At 69.8% G+C, this 15,535-nt stretch carries 15 protein-coding genes; 10 read left to right on the top strand and 5 right to left on the bottom strand.

Annotation, left to right across the window (positions count from 1 at the left end):
* Positions 1–634: 634 nt before the first annotated feature.
* The 9 genes from rpmH to QCD66_RS36710 all read left to right on the top strand — a co-directional run bounded on the left by rpmH (position 635) and on the right by QCD66_RS36710 (position 9,312).
* On the top strand, positions 635–772 hold the full coding sequence (gene rpmH, locus QCD66_RS36750) for a 50S ribosomal protein L34 (protein ID WP_334529209.1): 138 nt from the start codon (positions 635–637) through the stop codon (positions 770–772).
* Positions 773–811: 39 nt separating this feature from the next.
* Positions 812–1,237 (top strand): ribonuclease P protein component, encoded by a 426-nt coding sequence (gene rnpA, locus QCD66_RS36745; RefSeq protein WP_364213198.1) that lies wholly within the window; start codon positions 812–814, stop codon positions 1,235–1,237.
* A gap of 44 nt (positions 1,238–1,281) precedes the next feature.
* Positions 1,282–1,527 (top strand): membrane protein insertion efficiency factor YidD, encoded by a 246-nt coding sequence (gene yidD / locus QCD66_RS36740; RefSeq protein WP_375732629.1) that lies wholly within the window; start codon positions 1,282–1,284, stop codon positions 1,525–1,527.
* A complete protein-coding gene (gene yidC / locus QCD66_RS36735; protein WP_407566964.1) occupies positions 1,524–2,573 on the top strand; it encodes a membrane protein insertase YidC in 1,050 nt (349 codons plus the stop codon). The genes yidD and yidC overlap by 4 nt, the downstream gene beginning before the upstream one ends.
* Positions 2,574–2,823: 250 nt before the next feature.
* Positions 2,824–3,342 carry a protein jag gene (locus tag QCD66_RS36730; RefSeq protein ID WP_375732630.1) on the top strand — a complete coding sequence of 173 codons (519 nt, stop codon included), beginning with the start codon at positions 2,824–2,826 and terminating at the stop codon, positions 3,340–3,342.
* Positions 3,343–3,350: 8 nt separating this feature from the next.
* Positions 3,351–4,202 carry a 16S rRNA (guanine(527)-N(7))-methyltransferase RsmG gene (gene rsmG, locus QCD66_RS36725; protein WP_375732590.1) on the top strand — a complete coding sequence of 284 codons (852 nt, stop codon included), beginning with the start codon at positions 3,351–3,353 and terminating at the stop codon, positions 4,200–4,202.
* Positions 4,203–4,863: 661 nt separating this feature from the next.
* Complete coding sequence (locus tag QCD66_RS36720; RefSeq protein ID WP_375732631.1) at positions 4,864–5,850, top strand: AAA family ATPase; 987 nt, start codon at positions 4,864–4,866, stop codon at positions 5,848–5,850.
* A 63-nt stretch (positions 5,851–5,913) separates the two neighbouring features.
* The gene (locus QCD66_RS36715) at positions 5,914–6,954 is read left to right on the top strand and encodes a ParB/RepB/Spo0J family partition protein (RefSeq protein ID WP_375732591.1); all 1,041 of its coding nucleotides are present in this window, start codon (positions 5,914–5,916) and stop codon (positions 6,952–6,954) included.
* A gap of 1,356 nt (positions 6,955–8,310) precedes the next feature.
* Positions 8,311–9,312 (top strand): hypothetical protein, encoded by a 1,002-nt coding sequence (locus QCD66_RS36710; protein ID WP_375732632.1) that lies wholly within the window; start codon positions 8,311–8,313, stop codon positions 9,310–9,312.
* Positions 9,313–9,433: 121 nt separating this feature from the next.
* Here the strand turns inward: QCD66_RS36710 and QCD66_RS36705 are convergent, their stop codons facing one another.
* The gene (locus tag QCD66_RS36705; RefSeq protein WP_375732592.1) at positions 9,434–10,438 is read right to left on the bottom strand and encodes a D-alanine--D-alanine ligase; all 1,005 of its coding nucleotides are present in this window, start codon (positions 10,436–10,438) and stop codon (positions 9,434–9,436) included.
* A gap of 8 nt (positions 10,439–10,446) precedes the next feature.
* The gene (locus QCD66_RS36700; protein ID WP_375732633.1) at positions 10,447–11,763 is read right to left on the bottom strand and encodes a PLP-dependent aminotransferase family protein; all 1,317 of its coding nucleotides are present in this window, start codon (positions 11,761–11,763) and stop codon (positions 10,447–10,449) included.
* Positions 11,764–12,093: 330 nt separating this feature from the next.
* Between QCD66_RS36700 and QCD66_RS36695 the strand changes: the two genes are divergently transcribed.
* Positions 12,094–12,753, top strand: coding sequence for a GNAT family N-acetyltransferase (locus QCD66_RS36695; protein ID WP_375732593.1), 660 nt, complete (start codon positions 12,094–12,096; stop codon positions 12,751–12,753).
* Between the two features lie 26 nt (positions 12,754–12,779).
* On the opposite strand, the gene QCD66_RS36690 is transcribed toward QCD66_RS36695, so the two are convergent.
* The 3 genes from QCD66_RS36690 to trxB form a co-directional block, all read right to left on the bottom strand.
* Entirely contained in the window at positions 12,780–13,940 is a 1,161-nt protein-coding gene (locus QCD66_RS36690; protein ID WP_375732594.1) for an N-acetylmuramoyl-L-alanine amidase, read from the bottom strand.
* A gap of 241 nt (positions 13,941–14,181) precedes the next feature.
* The gene (trxA, locus tag QCD66_RS36685; protein ID WP_357535146.1) at positions 14,182–14,505 is read right to left on the bottom strand and encodes a thioredoxin; all 324 of its coding nucleotides are present in this window, start codon (positions 14,503–14,505) and stop codon (positions 14,182–14,184) included.
* A gap of 42 nt (positions 14,506–14,547) precedes the next feature.
* Positions 14,548–15,501 (bottom strand): thioredoxin-disulfide reductase, encoded by a 954-nt coding sequence (gene trxB / locus QCD66_RS36680; RefSeq protein ID WP_364213219.1) that lies wholly within the window; start codon positions 15,499–15,501, stop codon positions 14,548–14,550.
* Positions 15,502–15,535 lie beyond the last annotated feature (34 nt).

Here is a 15,535-nt window from a genome sequence, read left to right as displayed (position 1 = left end):
TTCGACCGTTGGACCCGTTGTCCACAAGTTATCCACAGCCTGTGTACCGACCGATTGTGGCTTCCCGGGTGGCGCCTGTCAGGCCCGGATGGTGCCGGATCCACCGCTGATACGGCTTCACCGTGCCGAACGATCGACCACCTCGCCCAGTTTTGCCCCCATCTGCGGCAATCCCTGGCCCCCCGAGCATGCCGACCGGCAATCGGGCACGCTAACAGCGTTGTCCACAACCCTTCAACCGCCGTCCACACCCGGGCGTTGGCGCCATCAGTGAAAACCGCCCCGGGGCGGAGCCGCTGGTCCGCCCGTCCGCACCCCGGCGTGGCGCCGGGGCGGACGTTTGACGGTAGTTGTGGCCGTGCGTAGGCTGGAGCGGCTGTGCCGTCGCCCTCCTGATAGGGTGGCGGTTGCTTGTTCGAGCGGCCTCGTGTGCGAGGTGGGCTCGGGGGAAGAAACAGCTCGGCAAAGCAGGAAGACCCGGACGGAAGCAGGAAGACCCGGACCCCGATCCGAACTTTGAGATCAAGGGATTGGGCGGGGCAGTCCAGCGGCCGGCAAGCGGTAGCACCGACGCCAGACATGACACGAACTCGGACGGGTCGCCGTCCGCGCGCACGAAGACGGAGAGCCTGACGTGAGCAAGCGCACCTACCAGCCGAACAACCGCCGGCGCGCGAAGACCCACGGCTTCCGGCTGCGCATGCGCACCCGGGCCGGCCGCGCGATCCTTGCCACCCGCCGCTCGAAGGGCCGCGCCCGCCTGTCAGCCTGAGGGCTGGCAGTCCCGGTCCGGAAGATGTAGTAGGCAGTCGTGCTGGCGACCTCGCATCGACTGCGGCACAGCAGAGAGTTTGCCGCAGCGATGCGCGCCGGGCGGCGGGCCAACCGCGGCTCGGTGGTCGTTCACCTCGATCTCGGCCGCGAGACAGACGGGCCTGGACAACTAGCAGTCACGAAGCCGGCACGCGACGCCGGGGTGGAGAGCGGATCTCCCCCGTCGCGTGCCGGCTTCGTCGTGTCCAAGGCGGTCGGTGGTGCGGTCGTACGCAATCTTGTCCGGCGCCGGCTCCGCCATCTGGTCCGGGAGCGGATCGACACCCTGCCGGCCGGCTCGACTCTTGTGGTGCGGGCGCTGCCGAGCGCGGCCGAGGTGCCGTACGGCCGGCTCGCGGCAGACCTCGACGCGGCGCTGACCGCCGCGCGGACGCCCCGACGAGCCTCCCGGTCGCGCCGATGAGCGGCGACCACGACTCCCCGCGACGCATGACACTCGGCGCCCGAATGCTGGCAGGACCCGTCATCGCGTACCGTCGTTGGATAAGCCCGGCGCTGCCGGCCCGCTGTCGGTTCTACCCGTCGTGCAGCGCCTACGCCCTCCAGGCGGTGGAGCGACACGGTGCGCTACGGGGATTTCTGCTGGCGGTCCGGCGGCTGTTGCGCTGCCACCCCTTCCACCCCGGTGGGTATGACCCGGTGCCGGAGCCGGGCAGCCGCCGTCGTGCTGATGTGACTGGAGCCCCGAATTGAGTCTCGACTGGATCTACTGGGCGATCTCGTGGATCCTGCTGCTTTGGCATTCCGCGTGGGACGCGATCGGGGTGCCGGCGACGATGGTCCTGGGCACGAACTGGTCCTGGATCCTTGCCATCGTGTTCCTGGTGGTCACCGTACGGGTGATCCTCTTCCCGGTCTTCGTCAAGCAGATCAAATCGCAGCGGGCGATGCAGGCGCTCCAGCCCAAGGTCAAGGAGCTGCAGGAGAAGCACAAGGGTGACCGGGAGTCGCTCCAGCAGGAGATGATGGAGCTCTACCGGAAGGAAAAGGCCAACCCGCTCATGGGCTGCCTTCCGATGTTCCTTCAGATCCCGGTGTTCCTCGGCCTCTTCCACGTGCTCCGCCGGCTCAGCCCGGATAACCAGGGCAAGACGCTGTACGGCTGGACCGCCGACCAGTTCGACAGCGCGGCCAGTGCGACGCTGTTCACCGCGCCGATCTCCGGCAAGTTCGGTTCGACCGCCGAGGAACTGGCCCGGATGGGTGCCGACGGCACCACGGTCAAGATCATGGCCGGTGTGCTGGTCTGCATCATGATCGCCACCACCTACCTGACCAGCCGGCAGATGATCCTCAAGACCGGCTGGGCCGAAGACCCGCAGCAGCGGATGATCCAGCGCCTGATGCTCTACGGCATCCCCGCTTCGCTGCTGATTTCCGGCGCGATTTTCCCCATCGGTGTGATCATCTACTGGGTGACGAACAACCTCTTCACGCTCGGCCAGCAGCAGTGGGTGCTGCGTAAGTTCCCGCCGCTGGTGACCGCCACCAGCAAGGCCGGAACGGGTAAGCCGGGTGCGGGCAAGCCGGGCACCGGCAAGGCCAACCTGAGCAAGCCGGGCACCGGCAAGGCCGGGACCGGCCAGCCCGCGAAGCCCGCCGGCCTTTTCGGCCGTGGCAAGGCCAACGGCACGCAGCCGGAGGCGAAGCCGGCGGTCGACACCAAGGCACTGGCCCCCAAGCCGGGTGCCAAGCCGGTCAACCCGAAGAAGGGGCGGCCCGCGAAACGCCAGGGTTGAAGCTGACCGAACGTCGGGCCGGCAGCCCTCGCTGCCGGCCTAGGGTCCCGGGCCGGGACCCGACTTCGAGGCGCTCCCCTGGCACCGAGCACCACGCCCCCACGTAGACGTGCCGTGACCGTCGGCGATCTTCGCCGGTCACGGAAACCAGCCGACCGTGACTGGTCCGGCCGACCGAGTACGGAGATGACACGTGACCGACACCAGCACTCCCCGCACCGAAGTTTCAGAAGAGCAGGCCGAGTCGGCCGTGGCCCAGACCGAAGGCACCAGCGACGCCGGCGCCGAGGAGTCCAAGGCCACGAGTGACGCCGAGCTCTTCCGGCAGAGCGAGATCGCCGCGGACTATGTCGAAGGGCTCCTGGACATCCTCGACTACGACGGCGACATCGACGAGCTGGTGTCCGGCGGGCGGCCGGTGGTCGAGGTGGTCGGCGACCGGCTCCAGCCGCTGGTCGGTCAGCGCGGTGCCACCGTCGAGGCCCTTCAGGAACTGACCCGTCTCGCGGTGTTCCGGCAGACCGGCACGCCGAGTCGCCTGCTGCTAGACGTCGGCGGATACCGGGCCAGCCGGCGCAAGGAACTGGCCGCGGTCGCACGCAACGCTGTGGAGAAGGTCAAGGAGTACGGCGAAGACGTACGCCTCGAGCCGATGTCCGCCTTCGAGCGCAAGTGCGTCCACGACGTGGTCAACGCACTCGCCGGCGTGCAGAGCGAGTCGGAGGGTGTCGAGCCCAACCGCCGGATCATCGTCCGTCTCGCGGACTGAAAGCTGATATGACGAATGACCCAGCGGCACCAGCCGCGTCCGGCCCGGGTGGCGTCACGCCGCCCGGGCCGTATCAGTCGGTGCCGTCGGCCGAGCGGTCCCCGCGCCCGTCCACGGGCGGTCCGGTGACCCTTCCCGACGATCTCGTCGAGGCGGCGGGGACGCTCTTCGGTGATCGGCTTCCCCTTGCCGCCGCCTACGCGGAACTGCTGGCGACCGAGGGGGTCGTACGTGGCCTGATCGGGCCGCGGGAGGCCCCCCGCATCTGGGACCGGCACCTGCTCAACTGCGCCGCCGTCGCGGAGCTGATTCCGACCGGCGCGCGCGTGGTCGACGTCGGCTCGGGTGCCGGCCTGCCCGGTCTCGTGCTCGCGGTGGCCCGACCAGACCTCTCCGTCGTCCTGGTCGAGCCGCTCGCCCGACGTACCGCCTTTCTTGACGAAGCGGTGGACAGACTCGGGCTCGACGGAACGGTGACGGTGCAGCGGGGCCGGGCCGAGGAGTTCGCCGACGCGGACTTCTCCCCTGCCGACGTCGTCACCGCAAGAGCGGTCGCACCCCTCGACCGGCTTGCCGGCTGGTGCCTGCCACTCGCAGCCGTCGGTGGCAGGTTGGTCGCGTTGAAGGGCAACTCTGCACCGGACGAGGTGGCTGAGCATCGGGACGCGGTCGACCGGCTGGGCGGCGGCGCACCGGTCGTACGGCACTGCGGAGTCGGTCTTGTCGACCCGCCGACGACCGTGGTGGAGATCGTCCGAGAGCGCGAGATCGTGTCGGCGCGGTCCAGGTCGGCACGGCGTACGGCTGCCCGGCCCGGTTCGGGCGCTAACGCCGGCCGGAAGCGGGCCCGCCGAGGCTGAGACATCACTTGCGGCGTGCGGTGTGACCGGTCTGACCCTGGGGCAAGAAACCAGGCGTTTGTGGGCGATTTCCGGGCTTTTGACCTCCCACTACCGGGTGCCGGACGGCGTCACGTGGCGGACACCCGTGGCCACGACTACCCATTCGGCCGTAGGCTGGCCGCGCGTCGATAGTGCGGACCGCGCGGTGGAGGGCGACGTGTCAACGCCTCCGCCGCTTCTTGCCGGGCCGCACACTTCGCCCGAAAGCGCGGACGAGAGCGCTGGCGGTGCCGACCCATCCGAACCGGACAGGGATGACACGGTGCATGACAACGGTAGGTACGACGATCACAGACGTAGCGGTCATGGCTCCGCCGGCCCGACTGTTTCACGTGAAACAGGCCACGACGGTTGGTCGAGTGACGGTCGCCTCCATCCAACAGTTCAGGCGTTCTCCGATGGAATTCGCGAGGCGTTGACCGAGGACCGCTCCGTTCCCCAGCCCCGCGGCGGCGCACTTGCCGACCCTTTCGCCGTCCCGTATCCGGTCGACGGACCGGCCTTGCCGGCGGACGACCGTATCGGGGATGCCCGAGCCGGCGTTATGGACGCGCCGGCGCGTCGCCCGGCACCGACGCCCCGCCCCCACTCGTCCGCCAGCGCGGCGCCTGTCCCCCAAATGTTGAATCCGCCGGTTGAGGCCGACACGCCGACGACCGCGCCCCGACCATTCACCGAGGAACCCGTGGCCGACGCGTACGTTTCACGTGAAACCCAGTCACGCGAAGAGGATGATCCACCGTTGGCTATGGAGGCATTGCGCGCCGTGCAGATCCTGAACCCGAGCGGCGAGGTGACCATGCCCCGCCCGGACCGGCCACGGATCATGTGCGTCGCGAATCAGAAGGGTGGCGTGGGTAAGACCACGACGACCGTAAACCTGGCCGTGGCGCTCGCGCTGCACGGCAACCGGGTACTCGTGGTGGATCTGGATCCGCAGGGCAACGCCTCGACGGGTCTGAACGTGCCGCACCACGCGGGCATCTCCGACGTGTACGACTGCCTGATCGACAACGTGCCCCTGGCCGAGGTTGCCCAGCAGGTCGAGGGCATCCCCAACCTGTGGTGCGTGCCGGCCACGATCGACCTCGCCGGTGCGGAGATCGAGCTGGTGTCGGTCGTCGCCCGCGAATCGCGGCTCGCGAGAGCTATCGCCGGCCACCCGGAGCCGTTCGACTACGTCTTCATCGACTGCCCGCCCTCGCTCGGGCTGCTGACGGTCAACGCGCTCGTCGCGGCGCAGGAGGTACTGATCCCTATCCAGTGCGAGTACTACGCGCTCGAAGGGCTCAACCAACTGATCAACAACATCAACCTGGTGCGTCAGCACCTCAACCCGAACCTCGACGTGTCGACCATCATCCTGACCATGTACGACCGCCGTACCCGCCTTGCGGACGCGGTCGAGCAGGATGTCCGCAACCACTTCGGCGACAAGGTGCTGCAAACCGTCATTCCCCGTAACGTGCGGGTGTCGGAGGCTCCGAGTTACGGCCAGTCGGTCATGACTTACGATCCCGGATCGCGGGGCGCAACGAGCTACTTCGAGGCGGCTCTGGAGATCGCGGAACGCGGGGTCGACAAGGTCGCCGGCCACAATGCCTAGACCGGGTACGACGAACCCCTTGGCCGAAATTGGTTGGCCGGACAACTCGGTGGGAGGCGTGGCATGAAGAACCGTCCGCGAGGCGGGCTGGGGCGAGGGCTTGGAGCCCTGATTCCGACCGCTCCGCCGCCGACAGCGTCGGTGGCCACCGTCGAGCCGCCAATGGTCGAGCCGGAGCAGACGACCCCGACCCCGACCGCGCCGCAGAGCGCCGAACCGCCGGCCACTCCCCCGGCACCGGCCCCGCCGGTTGCCGACCCGTCCCCGGAGCTTGCGCCGGTGCCGGGGGCCCGGTTCGCCGAGATCCCGGTCGGGTCGATCGAACCCAACCCAAAGCAGCCGCGCCAGATCTTCGACGAAGAGGCTTTGGAGGAGCTGACGACCTCGATCCAGGAAGTCGGTTTCCTGCAGCCCATCGTCGTACGGGAACTCGCTTCGGACCGCTACGAGCTGGTCATGGGCGAGCGTCGCTGGCGGGCAGCGCAGGCGGTCGGGCACGAGACGATTCCGGCCATCGTCCGGGAAACCAAGGACGACGCGATGCTTCGCGACGCCCTTCTGGAGAACATCCACCGCGCGAACCTCAACCCGCTTGAAGAGGCTGCCGCCTATCAGCAACTGCTCGAAGAGTTCGGCGCGACCCACGACGAGTTGGCCCGCCGCATCGGACGCAGTCGACCGCAGATCTCGAACACGATCCGGCTGCTGAACCTGCCGCCCCAGGTGCAGCTCCGGGTGGCGGCCGGGGTGCTGTCGGCCGGGCACGCCCGCGCGCTGCTCGGTCTCGATGACGCGGACGCCCAGGACAACCTGGCCCGGCGGATCGTGGCGGAAGAACTGTCGGTACGGGCGACCGAGGAACTGGTCAAGATTGCTCTCGCTGACGGACCTCAGCAGAAGACTCCCGCTCCCCGGCGACCCAAGCCGCACGCGCCGGCCCTGACCGATCTGGCCGACCGGCTTTCCGACCGGTTCGACACCCGGGTGAAGGTCGACATCGGGCGCAGCAAGGGCAAGATCACGATCGAGTTCGCCACGGTCGACGATCTCGAACGGATCGTGGGCATCATCGGCATGGACGGCGAGGGGCAGCCGGAGAGCTGACGTCGCCGCCGTAACGATGGCCGCCGCCCGCCTGGGTGGCGGCCATCGTCGTTTTCAGAGTTGATGCCTTGCGCTCCGTTTCACGTGAAACGGAGCGTCGATGCTCGAAACGAGAGGTGCGATGCTCAGGGGCGGGGCGTGACCATCGCAGTGCGTTGGTTCTCAGGTCAGGTGAGGGCGTCCTGCCCCCGCGGGCGGGGCGGGGCCTGTCTCGACGTTCGAAGCGGCGACCATGGCCAGGGAATGACTAGAGCGCTGGCGGAGAGGTCGTATGGGGCCAGTGCGGTCCCGCGCCCGATTCCCGGTTGGGCCGTAGCTGGCTGACCGGCGGAGGCGAGGGCACCCTTGCTCTACTCCTGCTGGTGCCCGTGCTCGTCCGTGATGCCCTCGGGCTCCCTTCTCCGGTCACCTGTCTGGCGCTTCCCTGTCTCGGGCGCCTTGTCTCGTTGGTCTTGCCGGCTTGGTCTGGCGCTTGGTCTCGGGCGGTGCGTCACAGAGGTGTGGTCACAGCGAGCCTGCCCTGGCAACCCAGCCGGGCGGCCCGCTACCGACCTGGCCGAGGCCCGGGTCGTGCGTGCGCCGACGAGCGCGGAGCACACCGGAGCGCAGGCAACGCGATGCGGTGGTAACCGATCAGCCCTGAGCGCCCCGTACCAGGCGCCCGTCCCGGGTATCGCTGAGGCCGACCCACCGGTCGATTCTGCGAGTGATGCCGGGACCGCGATTGATCCGAACCCACCGACTCCTTGATCCACAGAACAGGATTGGCATCTGTTGCAACGACCCGACCGATGACCGTCCGTCCCGCCAGACGTCTCCTCGTTCCACGTGAAACAGGAAGTCCGAGCCGCACCCGGCGAGCCAGGGCGGATTCCCAGAGCGAGGTGCAGCCGTTGCTCGCCAGAGGCGGCCGCCTGTGGATAACTCCCCCGTCACCGGCGATGGCAGCCCGGGCCCGACCGCCCGACAGACGTCCGGACCAACCGACGACCGATCCACCAGACAGCTTTCTTCAACTTGCGACCGGGAGTCCGAACCTGGGCTGACACCGTTTCCCCGCCTCATTTTTCGGCCCGCCCGCCCCGGTGGAAACCACGCCGAAGAAGCCTCCGGCGGTCGGCGGTGACGGATGCGGACCCGCCTCACAGCGGCCCAAAAGTTATCCACAGAAGTTATCCACAGGGTGGTCTGTTTCACGTGAAACCGCGTGTAGACCGGTGGATGAGCCTGTGGATTACGGGCGCCAACCCACTCCGTGACGGTCGGTACGGATCGACTCCGATGCCTCGCGGAAGTCCGGACGCTCGCCCGAAACGGGGAAGGACAGTCATCGACAACTCGGTTAGGGTCAGCGTCGTGTCCGACACCCCCGCCCCGGTTCCAGACTTCACCAGGTGGCCTTCCTTTCCGTTCGAAGGCGAACTCCGCGTCAAGGCCCTCGACGATCCGGTCGACGTCGAGCCGGCGCGAAAGGGCGAGGGTTCGCGAGAATGCAGCGCCTGCAACGCGCCCGACGAGGCGTACATCTGGGTGAGCGAACGGTGGCGAGTCCGGGCAATGGATCGTCCGACCGGCCTGCCGATGGTGCTCATTCTCGAATCCCGTTCACACCTGGATCTGGGCGACCTGCCCAACCTGCTTGCCGCCGAGTTGGGCGTGATGACGGTCCGCCTGGAGCGGGCGATCCGGTCACTCGACGGTGTCGCCCGGGTGCACGTCAACCGATGGGGTGACGGTTCCGCTCACCTGCACCTGTGGTTCCTGGCCCGCCCGCACGGCCGGCTGCAGTTGCGCGGCACGTTCCTCTCCCTCTGGGACGCCATCCTGCCGCCGATTCCCGAGGGCCAATGGCGGGAGAACCTGGCCCTGGTGGCCGCGTGGCTTGCCGAGTTCGGTGGCCGGCCGCTCGCCGAGCCGCCGCGTATCCAGTGGCTGGCACCGTCCAGCCTTACCCAGCAGGCGTCGGCAGCCGAAGCCTCGACCAACGGCACCGAGCCCGACGGCGCCGAGCCCGACGGCGCCGAGCCCGACGGCGCCGAGCCCGACGGGACCGAGCCCGACGGGACCGGGGCTGACCGAGCCGAGTCCGACGGGGCACGGGGCGTCGGCACCGCAAGCGACAACCCGGCCGGCCCGCCGGCCGCGATGTCTACCAAGCCACCGACCGAGGAGACGGCAGCCGAAAAGCCGACGAGTCACGAGCCGCAAGCCGAGAAGGCGCCAACCGAAAACCGGGCCGGGGAACCGGTGACGACGGGCACGGCCAGCCGTGCCGGCGTGAGCGAGGCCGGAGGCGACGAAGAAGACCCGATCGAGCCCGCCGACCCAGGCGCACCCGCCCGGCCGATCGGTCGCTGACAGACCCGGCGGGGCTACCACCGCCGGGAGCGGCGTCCAACCGCCAAGGGCAGCCACTGCCGGGAGTAGAACCGAACCCCGGGGGCAGCCGCCGCCGGGAGCGGAGCAGCCGTACGAGATGTCAGGCCGGCCGGGCCGCGGCCCGGGACACCAGGGTCGCCAGCAGTTTGCCGAAGTCGAGTCCGGCCGCCTGCACGGCCAGCGGCAGGAGCGAGGTCTCGGTCATCCCTGGCGATACGTTGACCTCGAGCACGTGCGGCTGGCCGTCCCCGTCGACGATCAGGTCGACGCGGGACAGGTCGCGTAGCCCGAGGGCGGTGTGCGCGGCCAGCGCGGTTTCCGCCACCCGTACGGCGACCGCGTCGTCGAGCCGGGCCGGGGCGTGCCAGGTGGTCAGGCCGGCGGTGTAGCGGGCCGCGTAGTCGTAGACGCCGTTGCGGGGCACGATCTCCACGGCGGGCAGGGCCTGCGGTCCGGCGCCGAGGTCGACGACCGAGACCGCGACGTCCATGCCGGCGACGTACCGCTCGACCAGCGCCGTCGAGTCGTACGCGAAACAGCCGACCATCGCGGCCGGCAGCGCGCTGGGCTCGCGTACGACGGCGGCACCGAGACCCGAACCGCCCTGGGCCGGCTTGACCATCAGCGGCAGCCCGAGCCGGCCGGCGATCCGGTCGAGGACGGCGACCGCGCCCAGTTCGGAGAACCGGTCGTGCGGCAGGGCCACCCAGTCCGGGGTCGGGATGGCGGCCTCGCGCAGCACCGCCTTCGCGGACGGCTTGTCCCAGGCGAGGCGGGAGGCGCGGGCGTCGCAGCCGACGTACGGGACGTCGCACAGGTCGAGTACGCCGCGCAGGGAGCCGTCCTCGCCGGTGGCCCCGTGCAGCGCGATCACCACGGCGTCCGGTGGGTCGGCCTGCAGGGCCGGCAGCAGCGTCACGTCGGCGTCGCGCAACTCGGCGTCGATGCCGACCGACCGCAGTGCGTCGAGCACTCGCCGCCCGGATTTCAGGGACACGTCCCGCTCGTACGACAGCCCACCGGCGAGCACCAGCACGTGCAGGTCGGAGAGCGGGGTGGTGGTGGAGAGGTTGCCCGGAGCGGCGGCGGCAGAGTGCGTACCCATGCCGGAGATCATGCCAAGTCGGGACCCGGCGTATCCGCCCCGGCCTGCCCACGGCGGCGGATCGGGTTGCCGCTCACCGTGCCGAAGACCTGTTGCATCGCCATCTCCTGCTCCATCACGCCGGCCAGCCGGCGCACGCCCTCGCGGATCCGCTCCGGCGGGGGGAAGGAGAAGTTGAGCCGCATGTTGCCGCCGCCGGATCCGTCGGCGTAGAAGCCGGTGCCGGGCACGTACGCGACCCGGGCCGCGATGGCCCGCGGCATCATCGCCTTGGCGTCGAGCCCTTCGGGCAGGCTGGCCCACACGAACAGGCCGCCCTCGGGCCGGGTCCAGGTGGTGCCGGCCGGCATCAGGTCGGTGAGCGCGTCCAGCAGCGCGTCGCGGCGCTCCCGGTAGACCTCGCGGTAGGTCTTGAGCTGCTCGCGCCACGGCATCGTCGACAGGTAGGTGGTGACCGTGGCCTGCGCGAACGCGCTCGGGCACAGGATCTGCGCCTCGCTGGCGATGACGAGCTTGTCGCGTACGGCGTGCGGGGCCAGGATCCAGCCGACCCGCAGGCCCGGCGCGAACGTCTTGGAGAACGTGCTCAGGTAGAAGACGCCGTCCCGGCGCCGGGCCCGCAGCGGCGCGGGCGCCTCGCCGTCGAAACCGAGCTGCCCGTACGGGTCGTCCTCGACCACCAGCAGGCCGGCCCGCTCGCAGATGTCGAGCACCCGTTCGCGGCGTTCGTCGGTGAGGGTGACGCCGGCCGGGTTCTGGTAGGTCGGGATCGTGTAGAGGAACTTCGCCCGGCGGCCGGCACGGGCCTGCTCGGCGATGGCGGCCTCGAGCGCCTCGGGGATCAGCCCGTCGGCGTCCATGGGCACGTGGCAGACCTGAGCCTGGGCGGCCTGGAAGACGCCGAGCGCCCCGACGTAGGTGGGGCCTTCGGCGAGCACCACGTCGCCGGGGTCGAGGAAGAGCCGGGCCACGAGGTCGAGTGCCTGCTGGCCGCCGACGGTCACCACGACGTCCTCGGGCGAGGCGCCGCACCGGCCGTCGATGCCGGACAGCGCCATCACCTCGCAGATGCGTTCGCGCAGTTCGAGGGTGCCCTGGCCGATGCCGTACTGGAGGGTCGAGACACCGTGCTCGGAGCCGAGCCGGCCGAGCATCTCGCCGACGGCGTCCAGCGGGAGCGCGGCGATGTACGGGGCGCCGCCGGCGAGCGACACGACCTCCGGACGGCTGGCCACGGCGAACAGCGCCCGGATCTCCGATGCCGTCATGCCCCGCACCCGGCGGGCGTAGCGGTCGGTGTAGTCGTCGAGCGTCGTGCCGGTCATGCGCCGGTCGACTCCCTCGCGTCGCTCGGTCACGCGGCTACCTCGCTTCGCTTCGCGCGCGCCGCCGAACCTTCGACACGGCGCTGGTCCGTCGATGGTAGTCCGGCGAAGGGTGAGATGGCCTCGCCTTACCGGGCCTGTCCAGATGCCGGACCGGTCCCCGGCACCGGGGTGGGATGGCGGCCGGAGCCGCGACACCGATATGGGCGAGTCCACCCGACGTCTCCCCCGGCGCGAGGTTCCGGCGTACGATCCGTCGTTGGGAGCAGGAGGTGGCCAGGTTGCCCTGGCTGCGTGGTTTCGCTACTCGACCGCATTGAGGATTGGCCAATGTCGCGCCGTCTGGTGAGTCTCACCCTCGACACACTCGAAGATCTGCCCAGTTCGTGCCGGCAGTGCGTCTTCTGGGAACTCGATCCGGTGGCGGCCGAGCGTGCGTGCGCCAACGGTGATCCCGGCCTCGACAAGGAGGCGTGGGTTTCCCAGACGCTGCTCGAGTGGGGATCATGCGGCAAGCTCGCCTACGTCGACGGCATGCCGGCGGGGTTCGTCATGTACGCCCCACCGGCCTACGTCCCCCGGTCGATGGCGTTCCCGACCTCACCGGTGTCGGCTGACGCCGCGCTGCTGACGACCGCGCACGTGGTGGCCGCGTTCGCCGGTGGCGGCCTGGGCCGGATGCTGGTGCAGGGGGTGGCGCGCGATCTCACCAAGCGGGGGGTCAAGGCGATCGAGGCGTTCGGCGACGCCAAGTTCGGCGACGCGGGCGAGCCCGGCGACAGCTGTCTGGCCCCGGTCGACTTCTTCCTGTCGGTCGGCTTCAAGACCGTACGTCCGCATCCCCGGTTCCCGCGTCTGCGGCTGGAGTTGCGTACGGCGCTGTCGTGGAAGTCGGATGTCGAATACGCACTGGAGAAGCTGCTCGGGTCGATGAGCCCGGAGGCGTTGCTGCGTCCGGTGCGCCCGGCGACCCGCTCGACGACGAGCTGAAGCGACGACGGGCTGAAGCGCGGCCGTCAGGCCCGGGCGCCGGCCACGACCATCGCCCGCAGCTCGCGTACGTCGATCGAACCGGTCGGCACGTCCTGGTCGACCGGGTAGTACATCCGCTGTACGGCGGCCACGACAGCCTCGATCACCTGGTCGCGGAACAGCGGGTTGGTCAGCCGTTCGCGGTCCCGGGCCGAGGTCAGGTAGCCGACCTCGACGCGTACGGCCGGCATCCGGGTCAGCCGCAGCAGCTCCCACGTCTTGGCATGGGTCTGGCAGTCGCGCAGCCCGGTACGCATGACGATCTCCCGCTGGACCAGGCCGGCCAGCCGCTCCCCCACCGTCGACGTGACGCCGTTGTCGGTGCCGTAGTGGTAGGTGGCGACGCCGTCGGCCTCGGGGTTGGCGTGCCCGTCGATGTGCAGGGAGATGAACAGGTCGCCGCCGAGTTCGTTGGCCAGGTGGGCGCGGGCGAGGTCGGTGAGCTGGGCGGTCGGTGCCGGTCCCCGGGTGAGGTGGACCCGCATCCCGGCCGCGGCGAGCCGGCCTTCGAGGCGGGCCGCGAGGTCGTACGCCAGCTCGGCCTCGGACCAGCGCAGCGTTCCGTCGGGTACGACGAAGCCGGGGTCGGGGCCGCCGTGTCCCGGGTCGATGATGATCATCTTGCCGACCAGGTCGGGTCCGGACTGCTGGAACGCGTCGGATTCGCGCAGCCACTGCGGCCGCCCACCGATGACCTTGCGGCCGAGCCGGCGTAGCGCGTTCATGGTGTGCGGTCCGCAGGCGCCGTCGGAGGTGACTCCGACCTCGCGCTGGAACTGGGCCACCGCCCGGGCCGTGCGGGCACCGTAGACGCCGTCGGCGCGTCCGACGTCGTACCCCATCTCCAGCATCCGTTCCTGGAGGGTGCGTACGTCCTCACCGACCAGCGAATCGGGAATCGCCTGGTAGAGCGTACGGGCCCCGAGCCGCCAGCGGGCGGCGTCGAGCGCGCGCCACGTCTCGGCGCCGACCTGGCCGTCGACGCTGAGCCCGCGTAGCTGCTGGAAGGTGCGTACGGCGTGCTCGGTCGCCGCCTCGAACTCGTCGCTGTCGTCGCGTCTGGCCACGAGCAGGTCGAGTCCGGCGAGAATCGTGCAGATCTCCCGGACCGCCGGGCCACGGTCCCCACGTCGGATCGGACGCACGTGCAACCTCCCTCGGAGCGCGCTGGGCGCGTGGACCAGCACGGATCAGCTCAACCGGTCAGCCGCGAGGCCCGCCCGACGTGGCCGCTGACCTGGGCGGGAACGCTTCCGGAGCCTACCGTGGGCCCGGTCGCCGCCGGACCCGGTTGGCGTTATGCGGCCGTGGCCTACGCCGCGAAACGGATCCCTGACGCAGAACCGCCCCGCATCCTAAGACGCGGGGCGGTCGGGAGACGTTTCGTCAGAGCGCCGACTCGATCAGCTTGACCAGGTCGCCCTTCGGGCGGGCACCGGCGACGGACTGCACCGGCTGGCCCCCCTTGAAGACGGTCAGCGTCGGCACCGACATGACCCGGTAGGCGCGTGCCGTCTCCGGGTTCTCGTCGATGTTGAGCTTGACGATGGTGACCTTGTCGCCCATCTCGTTCGCGATCTCTTCGAGCAGCGGCGAGACCTTACGGCACGGGGCGCACCACTCGGCCCAGAAGTCCACCAGGACCGGCTTGTCGGACTGGAGCACGTCGCTTACGAAGTTGGCGTCGGTGACAGCCTTGGTTGTTCCCACTAAACCCTCCTCAGGGCACCCGCGCTGGGTGGTATCCGGATTTCAGACTTCCAACGTCGCGATAAAGCGCTCGGCGTCCAGGGCCGCGGCGCAACCGGTGCCGGCGGCGGTGATCGCCTGCCGGTAGGTGTGGTCGACCAGGTCACCGGCGGCGAACACGCCCGGCACGCTCGTGTGGGTGCTCGGCGCGGCCACCTTCACGTAACCCTCGTCGTCCATCTCGACCTGGCCGCGGAAGAGTTCGCTGCGCGGGTCGTGGCCGATGGCGACGAAGACGCCCGTGACGTCGAGCGTCTTCTGCTCGCCGGTGTGCGTGTTGAGCAGACGTACGCCGCTGACCTTGCCGTCCTCGCCGAGGATCTCCTCGACGATGCTGTTCCACTCGACCCGGATCTTCTCGTTGCCCAGCGCCCGGTCCGCCATGATCTTGCTGGCCCGGAACTCGTCGCGGCGGTGCACGATCGTCACCGACTCCGCGAACCGGGTCAGGAACGTCGCCTCCTCCATCGCCGAGTCGCCGCCGCCGACAACGACGATCTGCTGACCGCGGAAGAAGAAGCCGTCACACGTGGCACACGACGAGACGCCGTGGCCGAGGTATTCCTGCTCCCCCGGCACGCCCAGCGGGCGCCACGCGGAACCCGTCGACAGGATGACCGCCTTGGCGCGGTAGGCGGTCTCGCCGACGTACACCGTGCTCGTGGCACCGGAGCCGACCACGCCGGTGTCGACGAGTTCGACCCGGGTCACGTCGTCGGTGAGGAACTCGGCGCCGAACCGCTCGGCCTGCTTGCGCATCGAGTCCATCAGCTCCGGCCCCATGATCCCGTCGGGGAAGCCGGGGAAGTTTTCCACCTCGGTGGTGGTCATGAGCGCGCCACCGGACTGGACACCCTCGATGACGAGCGGTTTGAGATTGGCGCGGGCAGCGTAGACCGCCGCGGTGTAGCCGGCGGGCCCCGAGCCGATGATGATCAGGTTGCGGACCTCGTCCACTGCCAACTCCTGGAGATGTCTATGCGGTCGGCGC

Origin of the sequence: Polymorphospora sp. A560 (assembly GCF_045781765.1) — a bacterium.
Taxonomy (GTDB): domain Bacteria; phylum Actinomycetota; class Actinomycetes; order Mycobacteriales; family Micromonosporaceae; genus Polymorphospora; species Polymorphospora lycopeni.
This window is presented reverse-complemented; position numbering and strand designations above follow the sequence as displayed.

What these genes read in the sequence shown, in the direction of transcription:
- yidD (WP_375732629.1), top strand. Translation starts at nt 1,282, where the DNA reads ATGCTGGCAGGACCCGTCATCGCGTACCGTCGTTGGATAAGCCCGGCG.
- rsmG (WP_375732590.1), top strand. Translation starts at nt 3,351, where the DNA reads ATGACGAATGACCCAGCGGCACCAGCCGCGTCCGGCCCGGGTGGCGTC.
- QCD66_RS36720 (WP_375732631.1), top strand. Translation starts at nt 4,864, where the DNA reads ATGTTGAATCCGCCGGTTGAGGCCGACACGCCGACGACCGCGCCCCGA.
- QCD66_RS36715 (WP_375732591.1), top strand. Translation starts at nt 5,914, where the DNA reads ATGAAGAACCGTCCGCGAGGCGGGCTGGGGCGAGGGCTTGGAGCCCTG.
- QCD66_RS36705 (WP_375732592.1), bottom strand. Translation starts at nt 10,438, where the DNA reads ATGGGTACGCACTCTGCCGCCGCCGCTCCGGGCAACCTCTCCACCACC.
- QCD66_RS36700 (WP_375732633.1), bottom strand. Translation starts at nt 11,763, where the DNA reads ATGACCGGCACGACGCTCGACGACTACACCGACCGCTACGCCCGCCGG.
- QCD66_RS36695 (WP_375732593.1), top strand. Translation starts at nt 12,094, where the DNA reads ATGTCGCGCCGTCTGGTGAGTCTCACCCTCGACACACTCGAAGATCTG.